At 67.1% G+C, this 17353-nt stretch carries 16 protein-coding genes; 9 read left to right on the top strand and 7 right to left on the bottom strand.

All coding sequences use genetic code 11. The features are described 5' to 3' along the window. Positions 1–152: 152 nt before the first annotated feature. Positions 153–1376: a serine hydrolase domain-containing protein gene (locus tag B9N97_RS23310; protein ID WP_085090074.1), complete on the top strand. Its 1224-nt coding sequence runs from the start codon at positions 153–155 to the stop codon at positions 1374–1376. A 12-nt stretch (positions 1377–1388) separates the two neighbouring features. Here B9N97_RS23310 and B9N97_RS23305 read toward each other — a convergent pair whose 3' ends face one another. Together B9N97_RS23305 and B9N97_RS23300 are read right to left on the bottom strand one after the other, a co-directional pair. After that, on the bottom strand, positions 1389–1799 hold the full coding sequence (locus tag B9N97_RS23305; RefSeq protein ID WP_244560858.1) for a nuclear transport factor 2 family protein: 411 nt from the start codon (positions 1797–1799) through the stop codon (positions 1389–1391). A 155-nt stretch (positions 1800–1954) separates the two neighbouring features. Beyond that, entirely contained in the window at positions 1955–2926 is a 972-nt protein-coding gene (locus B9N97_RS23300) for a hypothetical protein (RefSeq protein ID WP_143266829.1), read from the bottom strand. A gap of 264 nt (positions 2927–3190) precedes the next feature. On the opposite strand from B9N97_RS23300, the gene nadE reads away from it, so the two are divergent. Further along, positions 3191–4858, top strand: a complete 1668-nt coding sequence (nadE, locus tag B9N97_RS23295; protein ID WP_085090071.1) for an NAD(+) synthase — start codon at positions 3191–3193, stop codon at positions 4856–4858. A 55-nt stretch (positions 4859–4913) separates the two neighbouring features. On the opposite strand, the gene B9N97_RS23290 is transcribed toward nadE, so the two are convergent. The 3 genes from B9N97_RS23290 to elbB form a co-directional block, all read right to left on the bottom strand. Then, positions 4914–5138: a hypothetical protein gene (locus B9N97_RS23290; protein ID WP_085090070.1), complete on the bottom strand. Its 225-nt coding sequence runs from the start codon at positions 5136–5138 to the stop codon at positions 4914–4916. A gap of 153 nt (positions 5139–5291) precedes the next feature. Continuing rightward, a complete protein-coding gene (locus B9N97_RS23285) occupies positions 5292–5861 on the bottom strand; it encodes a hypothetical protein (protein WP_085090069.1) in 570 nt (189 codons plus the stop codon). A 137-nt stretch (positions 5862–5998) separates the two neighbouring features. Beyond that, on the bottom strand, positions 5999–6667 hold the full coding sequence (gene elbB, locus B9N97_RS23280; protein ID WP_085090068.1) for an isoprenoid biosynthesis glyoxalase ElbB: 669 nt from the start codon (positions 6665–6667) through the stop codon (positions 5999–6001). A 180-nt stretch (positions 6668–6847) separates the two neighbouring features. Between elbB and gltX the strand changes: the two genes are divergently transcribed. The 5 genes from gltX (at position 6848) to B9N97_RS23255 (ending at position 13274) form a co-directional block, all read left to right on the top strand. Then, on the top strand, positions 6848–8191 hold the full coding sequence (gltX, locus tag B9N97_RS23275) for a glutamate--tRNA ligase (protein ID WP_085090067.1): 1344 nt from the start codon (positions 6848–6850) through the stop codon (positions 8189–8191). 38 nt (positions 8192–8229) lie between these two features. Beyond that, positions 8230–9609, top strand: coding sequence for a cysteine--tRNA ligase (cysS, locus tag B9N97_RS23270; protein WP_085090728.1), 1380 nt, complete (start codon positions 8230–8232; stop codon positions 9607–9609). A 300-nt stretch (positions 9610–9909) separates the two neighbouring features. Continuing rightward, complete coding sequence (locus B9N97_RS23265) at positions 9910–10341, top strand: DoxX family protein (RefSeq protein WP_085090066.1); 432 nt, start codon at positions 9910–9912, stop codon at positions 10339–10341. A gap of 120 nt (positions 10342–10461) precedes the next feature. Further along, complete coding sequence (locus B9N97_RS23260) at positions 10462–11832, top strand: TldD/PmbA family protein (protein WP_085090065.1); 1371 nt, start codon at positions 10462–10464, stop codon at positions 11830–11832. 215 nt (positions 11833–12047) lie between these two features. Continuing rightward, positions 12048–13274, top strand: a complete 1227-nt coding sequence (locus B9N97_RS23255) for an ammonium transporter (RefSeq protein WP_085090064.1) — start codon at positions 12048–12050, stop codon at positions 13272–13274. A gap of 64 nt (positions 13275–13338) precedes the next feature. Here B9N97_RS23255 and B9N97_RS23250 read toward each other — a convergent pair whose 3' ends face one another. Next, the gene (locus B9N97_RS23250; RefSeq protein WP_085090063.1) at positions 13339–13875 is read right to left on the bottom strand and encodes a hypothetical protein; all 537 of its coding nucleotides are present in this window, start codon (positions 13873–13875) and stop codon (positions 13339–13341) included. 58 nt (positions 13876–13933) lie between these two features. Continuing rightward, positions 13934–14158, bottom strand: coding sequence for a hypothetical protein (locus B9N97_RS23245; RefSeq protein ID WP_143266827.1), 225 nt, complete (start codon positions 14156–14158; stop codon positions 13934–13936). A 278-nt stretch (positions 14159–14436) separates the two neighbouring features. On the opposite strand from B9N97_RS23245, the gene purQ reads away from it, so the two are divergent. After that, positions 14437–15126, top strand: a complete 690-nt coding sequence (gene purQ, locus B9N97_RS23240) for a phosphoribosylformylglycinamidine synthase subunit PurQ (RefSeq protein ID WP_085090061.1) — start codon at positions 14437–14439, stop codon at positions 15124–15126. Continuing rightward, the gene (purL, locus tag B9N97_RS23235; RefSeq protein WP_085090060.1) at positions 15123–17348 is read left to right on the top strand and encodes a phosphoribosylformylglycinamidine synthase subunit PurL; all 2226 of its coding nucleotides are present in this window, start codon (positions 15123–15125) and stop codon (positions 17346–17348) included. The genes purQ and purL overlap by 4 nt, the downstream gene beginning before the upstream one ends. Positions 17349–17353 lie beyond the last annotated feature (5 nt).

Below are 17353 nucleotides of genomic sequence, written 5' to 3'. Positions count from 1 at the left end.
GCCCGACCGGTCGGGCGGTAGCGGGGCGGTGGTGGAGTACCCCGGCGGCTCCCGCCCCGTCTTTCGCCGCATCGCCCTTCGCGGGCCTGTGCGCCCGCCGTACGTCCGCCCACTCTCTCCGTACTCTCGATTGAGGCCGGGCGGAGGCGGGGATGCGGCGCGGGCTGCTCTGGGTCGTTTTGTGTCTGCTGCTGTGGAGCGTTCCGCTTGGTCCCACCGGGGCCATCGGCCTGGACCGGAGTCCCGACCGGCTGGTGGACGACGTGACCCGCGCGGTGGAGGACCGGCAGCCGCCGGACGGCGGCGGCAGCCTGGTGGTCGGCGTGATCCGCGACGGCCGGACTCTGGTGGTCGGGCGCGGCGATGCCGGGCGCCCCGACGGCGGGCCGCCCGATGGGCGCACCCTGTTCCAGATCGCCTCGCTGACCAAGCCCTTCACCGGCACCATCATGGCGGAGCTGATGCGGGAGGGTCGGGTCGATCCCGCCGACCCGCTACAGCGTCATCTGCGCCGCGTCGGCCCGGTGCCGGTCGCCCATATGCCGGAGTATGAGGGCCGGCCGATCCGGCTGCGCGACCTCGCCACCCACACGGCCGGCTTGCCCAACGTGCCGGAAACCCCGCGTTTCTCGTGGAACCGGCTGGAGGATCCGCGCAACCCCTACAAGCCGCTGTCGCGCGGCGAACTGGCGCTGTGGCTGTCCGGCTATCGGCTGCCGGTGCCGCCGGGCGTGCGCTTCAGCTATTCCAATGCCGGCATGTCGGTTCTGGGGGAGGCGCTGTCGGCGGCGGCCGGCCAGCCTTACGAAACGCTGCTGAAGCGGGTGGTGACCGACCGCTTCGGGATGCGCGACACCACCCTGCATCCGACCGCCGAGCAGCGGGCGCGCAAGGCGGCCGGCCATGCCCGCGGCCGGGTCGTTCCGGATTGGGAAGCGCCGGCGATGCTGCCTGCCTTCGGCCTCTATTCCTCGGCCGACGATCTGCTGCGCTGGCTGTCCGCCAATCTCGGCGACTGCCCGGCGGGTGCGGCTGCCGGGCCGGACGGCCATGGCTGTGCCCAGCCGGTGGCGGCGACGCTGGCGCTGGCGCAGTCGGTGCAGGTGGACGGCCGGGCGCTGGCCGATCCGGGAAGCCTGGGCAGCGGGGCGATGGCACTCGGCTGGTTCGTCGCCTGGGCCACGGACGGCACGCCGATCCATTGGCATTCCGGCTCCACCGGCGGCTTCAACGCCTACATCGCCTTCTCGAAGGCGCATCGCTGGGGTGTCGTGGCGCTGACCAACAGCGACCCCGACCGCGTCACTGCCGACCATGTGGTCATCGACCTCGTGCGCCGCCTGGAAGCACGGCCGGAGGTGGCCAGCCTGCCCTGAGGGCGAAATCGATCAGTGCAGGCGGTGCGGCGGCTTGGCCGGCACTTCGACATCGGCGCGGGCGTGGGCGATGGGGCCGGCCTGATGATGGGCGAGGCGCCAGCTGCCCTTTTCGCGGGCGAACAGGTTGGTGGCGGCGAGCACGGCGTCGCCCAGCGTTTCCTCGCAGACCACCAGCGCGGTGTCGCCATGCAGGGTCACGCGCTCGTTCCGCGCCTCGACGACGATGCCGCTGGGCGCGCGCAGCACGTCCCGCCAGCTGGTCAGCACCGCGTCGCGCCCGAACAGGGCGGTCCAGCCGGGATGGATGCAGGAGACAGGCAGCGTTTCCGCCCACAGGGCTTCCATCGCGGCGGCGTCGCGGTTGGTGAAGGCCCGATAAAAGGCTTGGTTCAGGGCCAGCAGCGTGTCGCGGTCGGTCATGGCGTTCATCCGGGCGATGGTTCCGGGAGGACGGACAGTGCACGGCCTTGGCAGGCCGCCACCGCGACCGCTTGTAAAGAAGCCATCCCGCATGGGCAAGCGCCGGTCCGGACGGATCCGGGCCGGCGCTGTGACAATGAACGCAGGAAACCGGGTCAGGCGGTCAGGTCGACGCCCTGCGGCTTCGCGGCCGTGCCGGCCGTTGCAGCGGTCGCATCCCCGGCTTTCCCCGCCGACAGCCCCGCGATCGGCGTGGACAGGTCGAGCGTCAGGTGGGTGACGCCGTCCTTCGACGTGGTCGGCTTCAGCACCGCCAGCCCCTTCATCCCGTCGCCGCCGCCGTTCTTGGCAGCCATGTCGTTCAGCTTGCCGAGGATGTCCTTGATCTCATCCTCGCTGAAGCCTTCGGAGCGGACGATCATGCCGGTCGACTTGCCGGTGGCGGTGGTGGTCATGCCGGTGGCGCTGAGCGCCATGTCGCCGCCCTTGCCCAGCGACGCCTGCAGCCGCTGGTCATCGCGGCGGAAGTCCAGGGTCGACTTGGCGAAGGAGATCTTGACGCTGCGGTCGCCGTCCTGGATTTCCAGGTCGATCCCGTGCGACTCGATCGACCATTGCGACTGGCTGGCCTGCATGTCCACCGACAGGTCGCTGAGGTTCATGCCGTCGAGCTTGGACTTCAGGCCGTCGCCGAAGCCCTTCACGGCATCGTCGATGCGGTTCTGCGGAACGCCCAGCGCGCTCAGCGTATCGCCCAGCCCCTGCTTCAGCGCGTCGATGCCCTTTCCGAACATGCCGGCCAGGCCCTTGCCGTGGTCCAGCGCCGATTGCATCAGCGATTGCGCCTGCTTGGCGCGATCCACGCCGCTGTTGGCGGAGGCCAGGCCGCCACCGCCGCCCGCAGCCTGGGCGCCGCCCTTGCCGGTCATGCTGTCCAGCAGCGATTCCATCGACTGGCTGATGGTGTAGGCCGGCGACTGGGACTTCTTGTCGCCGTCCACCGGTTTCGCGTCCGATTTGGCCAGCCCGTCCTTCGCCGTGCCGGTCGTCTTTGACGAACCGTTCTGCACAGCCGTGGACAGCACCGACGGTTTGCCGTTCGGGCCGCTGAGCTCCGCGTAGTACATGGATGCCCCCGCATCGCGTTGTTTGTGCGCAAGCGGAAGCATGGCGCCGACAACCTTTACCATTTCTTAATTTCGCGATTTTCTTTCAATAATTGAAATAAATTCGTTACCTTACTAATTGTTCGCGACTTTGGAACTTCATTCGATCTCTTGCCGCCACTTGTTCCGCCTGCGTGATGACCTGCGACGAGCGGCGGCTTTCGCCCTTGGGATGGCGCTGCTACCCTTGTCGCAAAAGGACCCGCCAGAAGGAAGCCGACCATCATGACCGATCGCCTGTCCATCGCGCTCGCCCAGATCAACCCGGCCGCGGGCGACCTCACTGCGAATGCCGGCCTGATCCGTGCGGCACGCGCGGAGGCCGCGGCCCGCGGCGCCGACCTCGTCATCTGCCCCGCCGGAGCATTGTCCGGAACTCCGCTTCTGGATCTGGCGGCGCTTCCCGCCTTCCTTGACGCGGTGGAGGAGACGGTTAGGACGCTGGCGGAGGACACCGCCGACGGCGGCCCGGCCTTGCTGGTTGGCGCGCCCTGGCGGGAGGGCAAGGGGCGCCACAACTCCGCCCTGTTGCTGAACGGCGGAAGGCTCGCCGCCGTTCGTTTTCAGGCCGTAACGGATGCCGGCGAGATTGGTACGGCGGAAGAGGACCGTTTCGATAGCGGTCCCATGCCCGGCCCGGTCAATGTCCGCGGGGTGCGGATCGGCCTGCTGATCGGCGATGATCTGGCAACCGGCGACGTGGCGGAGACCCTGGCGGAGAGTGGGGCCGAGCTTCTGGTCGCGATGCTGGCCGGCCCCTTCGCCCCCGGCCGCGCCGATGAACGGGTGCAGGCCGCCGTCGCTCGGGTGGTGGAATGCGGATTGCCGCTGGTTGCGGTGAATCTCGTCGGCGGGCAGGACGAGCGGGTGTTCGACGGCGGCAGCTTCGCGCTCGCCCCCGGTGGCCGGCTGGTCGCCCAGGCTCCGCTGTTCGCCGAACATCTGCTGCTGACCCGGTGGGAGCGCGGACCCGACGACAGCTGGGACAGTTCCGAGGCCGAAACGATTGCTCCGGCCGAGGGGACGGAGGCGCTTTACACGGCGCTGATGCTGGGCCTGCACGATGCCGTAACGAAAAGCGGCGCGCCGGGCGTGGTGGTCGGGCTGACCGGCGGGCTGGACTCGGCGCTGGTCGCCGCGCTGGCGGTCGACGCGCTGGGAGCGGAGCGGGTGCTGGCCGTACGAGCTCCGCTGCCGGCCGGCGAGGCCGGGGCCTCGGTCGATGGCTTGGCCGATAGCTTGGCCGATGCGGCGGAGATCGTCGAGTTGCTGGGCTGCCGCCTGGACAATGTCGCGCTCACGCCGGTGCTCAAGGCCGCCGATTCGCTGTTGGCCCCCGCCTTTGCCGGGCGCGACTCGGCTGCGGCGGCCGACCGCCTGCATGCCCGCCTGCGGGCTGCGACCCTGGCGGCGCTGGCGGAGCGGATGGGCGCCGTGCTGCTGTCCACGGCGGACCGGACCGACCGGCTGCTCGGCCTTGCAGCGGATGAGGCGGGCTGCGGCTATGCCGTGCTGTCCGACGTGCCGAAGACGGCGGTTCTGGAACTGACGCGCTGGCGCAACGCCAACCAGCCGGCGGGATCGCGCGGGCCGGCGGGGCGGGTTGTTCCGGAACGGGTGCTGGCGCGCAGACTGAAGGCCGAGACTCCGGCCGGACTGCCGCCGGTGGAGGCGCTGGACGATCTACTGGCCGGCTTGCTCGACGGCGGGCTGTCGCCGGCCGACCTTGCCGGGCGCGGCCATGCGGCCGAGACGGTGGAGATGGTTTGGCGGCTGGTGGTTCAGGCGGAAGCGGGCCGCCGCCGGGCGCCGCCGGGGCCGCGGATTTCCCGCCGCACGGTCGCGCGGTTGCGCCGCTTTCCCGTTGCCGGCGGCTTCATCGACTTGATGTAGAGCGGGCGGGGGAGGGGAGCGGCGCCCCTTTCCCCCGTTCGCATCCGCGCCGGACTCAGCCGCGCGTCAGCTTGATGATCGTGGCGATCATGCCGAAGGTCCACAGCACGGCCGGCAGCACCACCCAGGTCGGGTGGAAGATGATTGCCAGGGGCATGATGAAGATCAGCAGCATGGCGGGAAAGACGAAGAGGGGCGAATTTCCCCAGTTGCTCAGCAACCCGGCCGGGTTCTCGTCTTCACCGTAAAATGCATCGGCGGTAACCGCTTGGTCCGTCATCTCTATCACCCAAAGTTTTTGTGGTTATTCCCCTGTCCTGCACTGCAGCAGGACAGGGGTTCATACGCCACGATGCTTTGGATGACCAGAGCGCAGCCTTGGCCGGCCCTTTCGACTTTGGTCGAAGGTTTGGGGCCGAAGGCCGGGGGGAGATTACGCCGCTTCCGTCAGCGCCAATTGCGGACGGCGCAGGCTGGACTGGATGGTGAAGGGGGCGCGGACGCCGCCGTTGAACAGCTCGGCGCATTCCAACGCCTTCAGCACGCGCTCTTCCGGCGGTTGGCCGATGGTGGACGCCAGCGAGCCCAGCGCGTAATCCGACCCGCAGCCGATGGCGTGGTAGCCGCGCACCGCTTCGCCGACCTGATAATCGGACTGCACGGTGAACAGCCGGCCTTCCAGCCCGACCATGAAGGTGCCTCCGGTCTCCACATCGTTGGAGCGGTGGGCGTAACCGCCATCCTTCAGGCAGTTGCGGACGGCATCGACGAAGTCCACGACCATGTAGCGGAACAGGTCGGTGTCATGCTCGCGCGGCGGGACCTCCAGCCGATAATGCAGCAGCTGGCCCATGCGGAAAGAGCTGGTGAAGCCGATCAGGCTGTCGCCATTGCGGAACACCTTGGTGTCGGCGCGCACCGTGATGTCCAGGCCGTTCACACCGGCGCTGTCGCCGCCCATCCATACCCGGTCGCCGTCCACCAATCCCACAATGCAGGTCATCGCCAACCCTCACCTGATAGAAAAGAAGCTGAGGCAAAGGGTGTGGGAAGGCGGTTAATGAATTATTGCTCAGCTTTGTGACATTACAGGTGACAAAGGAGGTATCGCTACCTCCTTCGCCGGCCGATTTCACTTGGTCACTTCGCCAGTTCGACCAGAGCCTTGACAGTATTCTCCGCGCCCTCCGCGATCTGGACCAGATTGGCATCCAGCATGTAGCAGGGCGAGGTGACGACCTTCAGGCCGCGGTCGACTACGATCTCGCCATGGGTGGTGGTGCGGTGGACGGCGCCCATCGACTCCAGCGCGGCGGCGGTGCCGGAATCATTGCCGATGGTCAACTCCACGCTCTGCTGGCCCAGGATCTTGGCGAGGATGGCCGGCGCGATGCACAGCGCGCCGATCGGCTTGCCGGCCGCGCGCATGGCGGCGACTGCGGCGACCACCTGCGGGTTGACCGAGCAATCGGCGCCCTTGAAGGCGAAATCGCTGAGGTTCTTGGCGGCACCGAAACCGCCGGGGAAGATCAGCGCGTCGACGTCGCCGGCCGAGAACTCGCTGAGCGCGGTGATCTTGCCGCGGGCGATGCGGGCCGATTCGACCAGCACGTTGCGGCTCTCACCGGTCTCCTGGCCGGTCAGATGGTTGACGACATGGGCCTGCGGGATGTCGGGGGCATAGCACACCGCCACAGCGCCTACCTTGGCGATGGCCAGCAGTGTGCAGACCGCCTCGTGGATTTCCGCACCGTCATACACGCCGCAACCCGACAGCACGACGCCGATGCGCAAGCTCTTGTCCGCCATAGGATGTCTCCGAGATTGGATTTGCCGCCAAGCTATCGCAGGCGGACGGCCGCGCCTACCGCGCGGACGGACGCAGGGCACCACCTGTTGCCGGGATGCATCGGTTGCGGACCGCTTTCGGAAGGCGCGCCGGCCGTGCTAGGACTGCCTGCCTGTCCCGTCCGCAACCCGAGTCCTGCCATGTCCACCGCCGTCCGTTTCGCCCCCAGCCCGACCGGCCGCATCCATGTCGGCAATGTGCGCCTCGCGCTCGTCAACTGGCTGTTCGCGCGCAAGACCGGCGGCAGCTTCATGTTCCGGCTGGACGACACCGACGAGGAACGCTCCACCCAGGAGTTCGCCGACCGCATTGCCGCCGACCTGACATGGCTCGGCCTGACCTGGGATCGTTTCGCCCGCGAAAGCGACCGCTATCCGCGCTATGACGAGGCAGCCGCCGCGCTGAAGGCCGCCGGCCGGCTCTATCCCTGCTACGAGACGCCGGAGGAGCTGAGCCTCAAGCGCGCCAGTCTGGTGTCGCAAGGCCGCCCGCCGATCTACGACCGTGCCGCTCTCCGCCTGACCGACGAGGACCGCGCCCGGCTGGAAGGGGAAGGGCGAAAGGCCCATTGGCGCTTCAAGCTGACCCCGACTCCGGTGGAATGGACAGACCTCGTCCGCGGGCCGGTGCACTTCGAGGGCACGGCGCTGAGCGACCCGGTGCTGATCCGCGAGGATGGCCGGCCGCTCTACACCCTGACCAGCGTGGTGGACGACGCCGACTTCGCCATCACCCACATCATCCGCGGCGAGGACCATGTCGCCAACACCGCGGTCCAGATCCAGATCTTCGAAGCTCTTGATGCCGCTGTGCCGTCCTTCGCCCATCTGCCGCTGCTGACCGACGCCGGCGGGCAGGGGCTGTCGAAGCGGCTGGGCAGCCTGTCGGTCGGCAGCCTGCGCGACGAGGACGGCATCGAGCCGATGGCGGTCAACAGCCTGCTGGCCAAGCTCGGCACCTCCGACCCGATCGAGGCGCGGTTGACCCTGGACGAGCTGGTGGCGGAATTCGACCTGTCGAAGATCGCCCGCGGCACGCCGAAATTTGACCCGGAGGAGTTGGGCCGGCTGAACGCCCGCATCCTGCACCTGACGCCGTTCGAGGCGGTTGCATCCCGGCTGGAGGATCTCGGCCTGACCGGTGCCGATGCCGCCTTCTGGGACGCGGTTCGGCCCAATCTGGCGCGGTTGAGTGACGCGCGCGACTGGTGGGCGGTGACCCATGCGCCGGTGACGCCGGTGGTCGAGGATGCCGGTTTCCTGGCCCAGGCGGCGGCGCTGCTGCCGGACGAGCCGTGGGACCTCGGCACCTGGGGCGCCTGGACCAATGCGGTGAAGAATGCTTCGGGGCGCAAGGGCAAGGAGCTGTTCCTCCCTCTGCGCCGGGCGCTGACCGGGCGCGACCATGGACCGGAATTGAAGAACCTGCTACCCCTGATCGGACGGGCGCGCAGCCTCCGGCGACTCGCCGGCGAGACCGCCTGAAACCTTCTCTATATCTCTCTTTTTTGGGAGTTCAGACCGTGCCGTTGGACCTCTACAACACGCTGACCCGCCGTAAGGAGCGCTTCGAGCCGCTTCGCCCGGACCATGTCGGCATGTATGTCTGTGGTCCGACCGTCTACGACACCGCCCACATCGGCAACGCCCGACCGGTGGTGGTGTTCGACCTGCTGTTCCGGCTGCTGTCGCGGCTCTATCCGGCGGTGACCTATGTCCGCAACATCACCGATGTGGACGACAAGATCATCGACCGGGCGCGCGACAGCGGCGAGCCGATCGACGCGCTGACCGCGCGCACCACCGACCTGTTCCATGCCGACATGGACGCGTTGAACGCGCTCCGCCCGACCATCGAGCCGCGGGCGACCCAGCATATCGGCCAGATGATCGCGCTGATCGCCACGCTGATCGAACGCGGCAACGCCTATGCCGCGGAAGGGCATGTGCTGTTCTCGGTGCCGTCGATGCCCAGCTATGGCCAGCTGTCCCGCCGTTCGCTGGACGACATGATCGCCGGCGCGCGGGTGGAGGTGGCTCCCTACAAGCGCGATGCCTCCGACTTCGTGCTGTGGAAGCCCAGCACGCCGGACCAGCCCGGCTGGGACAGCCCATGGGGCCGCGGCCGTCCGGGTTGGCATATCGAGTGCTCCGCCATGGCGAAGGAGCATCTCGGCGCCACCTTCGACATCCATGGCGGCGGGCTGGACCTGATCTTCCCGCACCATGAGAACGAGATCGCGCAGAGCTGCTGCGCCAACGGCACCGACCGGTTGGCCCGCACCTGGGTCCACAACGGATTCGTGACGGTCGAAGGCGAGAAGATGTCGAAGTCGCTCGGCAACTTCTTCACGGTGCACGACCTGCTGGACGAGTTCCCTGGCGAGGCGATCCGCCTGACCCTGCTGAGCGCGCATTACCGCCAGCCGCTGGACTTCACCCGCGACGGCATCCGGCAGGCAAAGGGCACGCTCGACCGCTGGTATCAGGCCCTGCGTGGCGAGCCGGTGCCGATGGCGGCGGAGCTGCCCTTCGACGTGCTGGCGGCGCTGGAGGACGACCTGAACAGCCCGCTCGCCATCGCGCATCTGCACGAGTTGGCAACCGCGGTGAACAAGGCCAAGAGCGACGCCGAGAAGGCTGCCGCCAAGGGCGCGCTGCTGGCGGCCGGGCAGCAGCTCGGCCTGCTGCAGCAGGACCCGGAGGCATGGTTCCGCTGGGCGCCGGCCGGCGGCGGTGCCGAGGGGCTGAGCGATGCCGACGTCGAGCAGCTGATCGCCGACCGCAAGGCGGCCCGCGCCGCGAAGAACTTTGCCGAGGCCGACCGCATCCGCAAGGAACTGGCCGACAAGGGAATCGTCCTGGAAGACGGCCCGCAGGGCACGACTTGGAAGCGGGGGTGATGCGCTGAGGATCCCCTCTCCCGTCCCGGGAGAGGGAAGGGGCCCATGCGGAGCATGGGAAGGGTGAGGGGTAAGGCGAGGATCAGAAATCCATGTTCGGAATGCCCCTCACCCTCCCCGCTTCGCGGGTCCCCTCCCTCTCCCGGGGCGGGAGAGGGCGTTACACCTCACCCATTGTCTCTTCCTGCGCAACAAGCCTTCATCAACTCCGCTGATTATCCCGCACCTCGATCCGGCCTAATCTCCTCTTCAGACAAAACGCGGCCCTGACCGGCCACCCTGATCGAGGAGACCCTGACCATGATCGACAATCGCACCGCCCCCTATGCCGCCTTCCTGCTGCGCGTCGGCCTCGGCCTGCTGTTCCTGGCCCACGGCTTGGTGCTGAAGGTGCTGACCTTCACCATTCCCGGCACCGTCGGCTACTTTGAAAGCATCGGCTATCCCGGTTTCTTCGCCTATCTGGTGATCCTGGGCGAGATCGGCGGCGGGCTGCTGCTGATCGCCGGTGTCTACACCCGCTGGATCGCGCTGGCCCTGCTGCCGATCATGATCGGCGCCACGCTGCAGCATGTCGGCAATGGCTGGGTCTTCAACGCCCAGGGCGGCGGTTGGGAGTTCCCGGCCTTCTGGACGGTCCTGCTGGTGGTGCAGTCGCTGCTGGGTGAGGGCGCCTTCGCGCTGAAGGTTCCGGCGCTGACCGCCTCACCGGCCCGTCGCGAGCTGGCCTGATCCGCAATAGAAACCAGCATTCGGTTGCGACGCGGAGCGGGGAGGGGGCAATTTGCCTCTTCCCCGTTCCGCGTCGCCGTCCCATTTGGTAGACAGGACGGAGACCAACCGGAGAGCCTGATGACCGTTTCGCCGAACGACCAGCACAAGACGGATTCGTCCGGGGTCCTGAATCTGCTGGACGACCTGATCGCCAAGGCGCGCGCCGCCGGTGCGGATGCCGCCGATGCCGTGCTGTTCGACAGCGCGTCCGTCTCCCTTTCCCATCGGCTGGGCCAGACCGAAAAGCTGGAGCGCTCCGAATCCGGCGATCTCGGCCTGCGGGTGTTCGTCGGCAAGCGGCAGGCCATCGTCTCCTCCACCGACCGCAGCGGCAAGGCGCTGGACGAGTTGGTCGAGCGCGCCATCGCCATGGCCCGCGTGGTGCCGGAGGACGGCTTTGCCGGAATCGCCGATCCGGAGCAGTTGGCCCGCAGCTGGCCCGACCTCGACATCTGCGACAGCGAGGAACCGTCTGCGGAAACGCTGATCGAGCGCGCCCGCATCGCCGAAGAGGCGGCGCTGGCGGTTCAGGGCGTCACCAATTCCGAAGGGGGCGACGCCGGCTGGAGCCGTTCGACCATCGCGATCGCCGCGTCCAATGGCTTTGCCGGCAGCTATGGCGTGTCGCGCCAGTCGCTGTCGGCCTCCGTCCTGGCCGGGACCGGGACGGGAATGGAGCGCGACTACGACTATGACAGCAAGGTCTATGGCGCCGACCTGCGCGATCCGGCCGAGATCGGCCGCGAGGCCGGCGAGCGTGCCGTCCGCCGCCTGAACCCGCGCCGGGTCAAGAGCTGCAAGGTGCCGGTGTTCTTCGACCCGCGGGTGTCGCGCGGCCTGCTCGGTCATCTGACCGGCGCCATCAGCGGTCCCAGCATCGCCCGTGGCACCAGCTTCCTGAAGGACAAGATGGGGCAGCGCATCTTCGCGCCCTCCATCACCATCGTCGATGACCCGCATGTGAAGCGCGGCCTGCGTTCCCGCCCCTTCGATGCCGAGGGCGTCGAAGTGTCGCGCCGCACGATCATCGAGGACGGCGTGCTGACGACATGGCTGCTCGACCTGCGGTCGGCGCGGCAACTCGGCCTGCAGACCACCGGCCACGCCGCCCGCGGCACCTCCGGCCCTCCGGGCCCGGCGCCGGCCAACGTCTACATGGCCGCCGGCAAGCGCAGCCGTGCCGACATGCTGGCGGAGATCAAGGACGGCTTCTACGTCACCGATCTGATGGGCATGGGCGTCAACGGCGTCACCGGCGACTACAGCCGTGGCGCCGGCGGCTTCTGGATCGAGAACGGCCAGATCACCTATCCCGTCAACGAGATCACCATCGCCGGCAACCTCAAGGACATGTTCCTGAACATGGAAGCCGCGGACGATCTGGAACTGCGCTTCGGCATGGATGCGCCGACCGTGCGCATCGACGGCATGACCATCGCCGGTATGTAGGCGTAGCTTAGGGCGGAGGCACTTCCGCCCGTCTCTTCATCATTTGGCATCGTTCTTGCGCAGACAGCGGGCAACCCAAAGCGGGTTCGCCCGCTTTTTTGTGCTGCATTTCCGCCACTCTGCCTGTCCAAACGTCAGCTAGGCCCTTGCGCATATTTGCCTGATCTGTTAGCAATCTGCCGCTTTTTTGGGCAAAATGCTGAAGGCTTGTGCAAATGGATGCGGCAAAGACGGGTGGCGACGTCCTTTTCGTGCTGATGGGCGCTGTGATGGTGCTGGCGATGCATTGCGGCTTCGCCCTGCTGGAGGTCGGGACGGTCCGGCGCAAGAATCAGGTCAACGCACTGGTGAAGATCCTGTCGGACTTCGCCATGTCGACCATCGCCTATTTCTTCATCGGCTATGCGGTCGCCTACGGCCTCGATTTCTTCGCCGACGCCCACACGCTGGTCGGCAAGGGTGCCGGCGGCTTCGCGGCTTACGGCTATGATCTGGTGAAGTTCTTCTTCCTGGCGACCTTCGCCGCCGCGGTGCCGGCCATCGTGTCGGGCGGCATCGCCGAGCGCGCCAAATTTTGGCCGCAAGCCGGCGCCACGCTGGCGCTGATCGCGCTGTTCTACCCGCTGCTGGAAGGCACCGTGTGGGGCACCCGCTTCGGGCTGCAAGGCTGGATGGCGGCGACCTTCGGCCAGCCCTTTCATGACTTCGCGGGATCGGTGGTGGTGCACGCCTTCGGCGGCTGGGTGGCGCTGGGGGCCGTGCTGAACCTGGGCAACCGCCGCGGCCGCTACCGTCCCAACGGCTCGCTGATCGCCATTCCACCGTCGAACATCCCCTTCCTGGCCTTGGGAGCCTGGGTGCTGTGCGTGGGCTGGTTCGGCTTCAATGTGATGAGCGCGCAGGTTCTGGACGGCGTGACCGGGCTGGTCGCGCTGAATTCGCTGATGGCGATGGTCGGCGGCATCGTCACTTCGCTGGTCATCAGCCGCACCGACCCCGGTTTCGTCCACAACGGCGCGCTGGCCGGTCTGGTGGCGGTCTGCGCCGGCTCCGACGTCATGCACCCGCTGGGCGCGCTGCTCACCGGCGGCATCGCCGGCCTGCTGTTCGTCTGGGCCTTCAACAAGTGCCAGATCGACTGGAAGATCGACGACGTGCTGGGCGTCTGGCCGCTGCACGGGTTGTGCGGCCTGACCGGCGGCCTGCTGGCCGGCGTGTTCGGGCAGGAGGCGCTGGGCGGCTTGGGCGGGGTGTCGATCCTCAGCCAGATCGTCGGCACGTTGGGCGGCGCCGGCTTCGGATTCGCCGCCGGTCTGGCGGTCTACGGCCTGCTGCGCGTCACCGTCGGCATCCGCCTCGACCCCGAACAGGAGTATAAGGGCGCCGACCTGTCGTTGCACCACATCACCGCGTACCCGGAAGAGGACGCGCCGGGGATGTGAGGCGCAGATATGGAGCGCCGGGAGCCGGCGCTCCGATCCCAGCGCGGCGTCTCGGTCAAGCGGGCTACGAGTGCTTGAGGACGAAGCCGGTGGTGATGGAATCCAGCAGCAGCGCCATGTGATGGGGGCTGATGTTGCGGAAGCGCAGATTGTAGATCAGAGACGTGTAGTTGAAGGAATCGGAGATTTTCCAATAAGCCGCCAAGTAAGACTGCAAACGTGATGCGCGTGGCCCACCATCGACGTCTTTCATGATCGCGGCGGCGAACCGATGGTCGGCGCACCGAAGCAGAAGTTCGTGCATAAGCCAGACGGATACCTGCTCGTTGATGTCGCAGATCTCGACATCCTCATGGATCTTTGCAGCGTACCGGATCGGCTTCAGGCGACGGACCCAGAAAGCGAGTCCGGCGATCCGCTTGTTGACGGAAATCTCATTGCCTTGGTGATATTCGAGCTTTCCCAAGTCTTTCTGATAATGGGAAGCCACCTGAACCAGGCAATCGTCTGAAAGCTCAATCTGAACCTTGTTACGTTTGCAGAGGGCAAACAGAAAATTGCGAAGCCTGAAGGCTTGCAGGGCGACGCGGTCGCTGTTCATACGATAGATCCGGCACCCGGAGAGGGATTTTTGAGGTTGGACGGCGAAGAAGCCGCCGTTAGCGCTTCGTCTGATAAAGACCGGCCGTGAAAGAAGGATCGGGGAATGTGTCGGGTGCCGTCATGAGGTCGTCAGTAACGGACAACAGCTCATCACAGAACTCTTCATCCGATGGGCCGCCGTTCGCAGGCTCCTGAATCGGGGTGCGGTCAACAAGCTTACGGAAGCGTTCAATCGTTTCTGGCGTCTCTTCCAGAAACCCGGTTATGAACTGCCTGGACACGCACACACTCCTGCAAAAGGCAACAACTGGCTGGAGGCGGGCCATATCATGACGGTCCCACTGCCGCAACAGCTATTATTTTTGCAATCCTTAGAACAGTTTAGCAGCCTTCATTAAAGTCAGGGTCGCACAAATCGCTACCGCGGTATGCATAGAACGCGACTCAGCTCAGCCAAATGGCTGTGTTTCATCCCCTCCGACTCTTGCTTTGCCGGGGCGGCGGCTTTAGTGTCCGGCGCGAACTCCTCCCCCTCACGACGCCGGATTTTGACCGCCCCATGAAGGCCGCCATCGTCGTTTTCCCCGGCTCCAACCGCGAACGCGACGCCGTCGCCGCGCTGGAGGCCGTCAGCGGGACCAAGCCGCATCTGGTCTGGCACCGCGACACCGAACTGCCCAAGGTCGACCTGATCGTCGTGCCCGGCGGCTTCTCCTATGGCGATTACCTGCGCTCCGGCGCCATGGCGGCGCATTCGCCGATCATGCGCGAGGTGAAGGCGCGGGCCGATCAGGGCGTGCGGGTGCTCGGCATCTGCAACGGCTTTCAGATCATCACCGAGGCCGGTCTGCTGCCCGGCGCGCTGATGCGCAACGGCGGGCTGAAGTTCATTTGCCGCGTCCAGCATCTGCGGGTGGAGAACACCGACAGCCCCTTCACGGCGAAATACGCCAAGGGTCAGGTCGTCCGTTACCCGATCGCCCATGGCGACGGCAACTATTGGACCGACGCCGAAATGGTGAAGCGTCTGGACGGCGAGGGCCAGGTGGCCTTCCGCTACATCGCCGACGAGACCCGCGCCGATCCGCGCGGCAATCCCAACGGTTCGGTCACGGACATCGCCGGCATCTTCAACGCCAAGCGCACCGTGCTGGGCCTGATGCCGCACCCCGAGGACGCCGTGGAGGCCCTGCACGGCAACACCGACGGCAAGCCCATGTTCGAAGGTCTGGTGGAGGCCCTGTCGTGAGCGCTGAAGCTACCAAGGCGCAGGAGCGTCCGGTCACCGTCGAACTCGCCAAGGAGTTCGGCCTGTCCGCCGAGGAATACCAGAACGCCCTGGACATCCTGGGCCGCACCCCGACCTTCACCGAACTGGGCATCATCTCGGTCATGTGGTCGGAGCATTGCTCCTACAAGTCGTCCAAGGTGTGGCTGAAGACGCTGCCGACCACCGGCCCGCAGGTGATCTGCGGCCCCGGCGAGAATGCCGGCGTGGTCGACATCGGCGACGGCGACGCCGTCATCTTCAAGATGGAGAGCCACAACCACCCGTCCTACATCGAGCCCTTCCAGGGCGCGGCGACGGGCGTCGGCGGCATCCTGCGCGACGTGTTCACCATGGGCGCCCGCCCCATCGCCAACATGAACGCGCTGCGTTTCGGCTCGCCCGACCATTCCAAGACCCGCCATCTGGTGTCGGGCGTGGTCGCCGGCATCGCCCATTACGGCAACTGCGTCGGCGTGCCGACCGTGGGGGGCGAGACCAACTTCCACCCGGCCTTCAACGGCAACATCCTGGTCAACGCCATGACCGTGGGTGTCGCCAAGACCGACAAGATCTTCTATTCGGCCGCCGCCGGAATCGGCAACCCGGTCGTCTATGTCGGGTCCAAGACCGGCCGCGACGGCATCCACGGCGCCACCATGGCGTCGGCGGAGTTCACCGAGGATTCGGAGGAGAAGCGCCCGACCGTGCAGGTCGGCGACCCCTTCACCGAGAAGCTGCTGATCGAAGCCTGCCTGGAGTTGATGGAGACCGACGCCATCGTCGCCATCCAGGACATGGGCGCGGCCGGCCTGACTTCCAGCTCGGTCGAGATGGCGGGCAAGGGCGGCCTGGGCATCGAGCTGACGCTCGACACCCTGCCGATGCGCGAACAGGCGATGACGCCCTATGAGATCATGCTCTCCGAAAGCCAGGAGCGCATGCTGATCATCCTGAAGCCCGGCCGCGAGGAGGTGGCGAAGGCCATCTTCGACAAGTGGGAACTGGACTTCGCCGTCATCGGCCACCTGACCGACACCGGCAACCTCGTCATCAAGATGTATGGCGAGACCTGGTGCGACATGCCGATCGCCCCGGTGTCCAACGCCGCGCCGGAATACAACCGTCCGTGGGAGCCGACGCCGAAGGCGTCGGACGTCGACGACAGCGCGCTGGCCGGTTATTCCGGCGATTTGGGCGATACGCTGACCAAGCTGTTCGGCTGCCCCGACCTGGCTTCCAAGCGCTGGATCTGGGAGCAGTATGACAGCCTCGTCGGCGGCGACACCCGCTTCATGTCGGGGCAGGCCGATGCCGCGGTCGTCCGCGTGCCGGGCCAGACCAAGGCGGTCGCCATCACCACCGACTGCACCCCGCGCTACTGCCTGGCCGATCCGGTCGAGGGCGGCCGCCAAGCGGTGGCCGAGGCGTGGCGCAACCTGTCGGCGGTGGGCGCCCTGCCGCTCGCCATCACCGACAACATGAACTTCGGCAACCCCGAGAAGCCGCGGATCATGGGTCAGTTCGTCGGCGCCGTTCAGGGCATCGGCGAGGCCTGCAAGGCGCTGGACTTCCCGGTCGTGTCGGGCAACGTCTCGCTCTACAACGAGACCAACGGCGAGGCGATCCTGCCCACCCCGGCCATCGGCGGCGTCGGCATCATGCCGGACGCGATGATCGCGGTCGGCATCGCCTTCAAGAACGAGGGCGACGTGATCCTCGCCGTGGGCGAGACGAAAGGCCATATCGGCCAGTCGATCTTCCTGCGCGAGATCCTCGGCCGCGAAGAGGGGGCTCCCCCGCCGGTCGATCTGGCGGTGGAGCGCCGCAACGGCGACTTCGTCCGTGGCCTGATCCGCGAAGGTCTGGTGGTGTCGAGTCATGACGTGGCCGATGGCGGCCTGATCGTCACCATCGCCGAGATGGCGCTGGCCGGCGGCGTCGGCGCCTATCTGACCGCCTTCGACGGCGCCGGTCCGCGCGTGCTGTTCGGCGAGGACCAGGGCCGCTACGTCCTGGCCGTCCGTCCGGACGTCGCCGCGACGGTGCAGGAGAAGGCCAAGGCCGCCGGCGTGCCGGTCAGCGTGCTGGGCGAGACCCGCGGCACCGCGCTGTCGGGCCGTGGCGGCGACATCGTCTCGCTGAAGCGCCTGCGCGATGCCAACGAAGGCTGGCTGCCCACCTACATGGCTGCCGAGCTGTAAGACGG

The organism is Azospirillum oryzae (assembly GCF_900177515.1).
Lineage (GTDB): Bacteria > Pseudomonadota > Alphaproteobacteria > Azospirillales > Azospirillaceae > Azospirillum > Azospirillum oryzae_A.
Note: the sequence above shows the minus strand (reverse complement) of the source record. Positions and strands in the feature narration are given on the sequence as shown.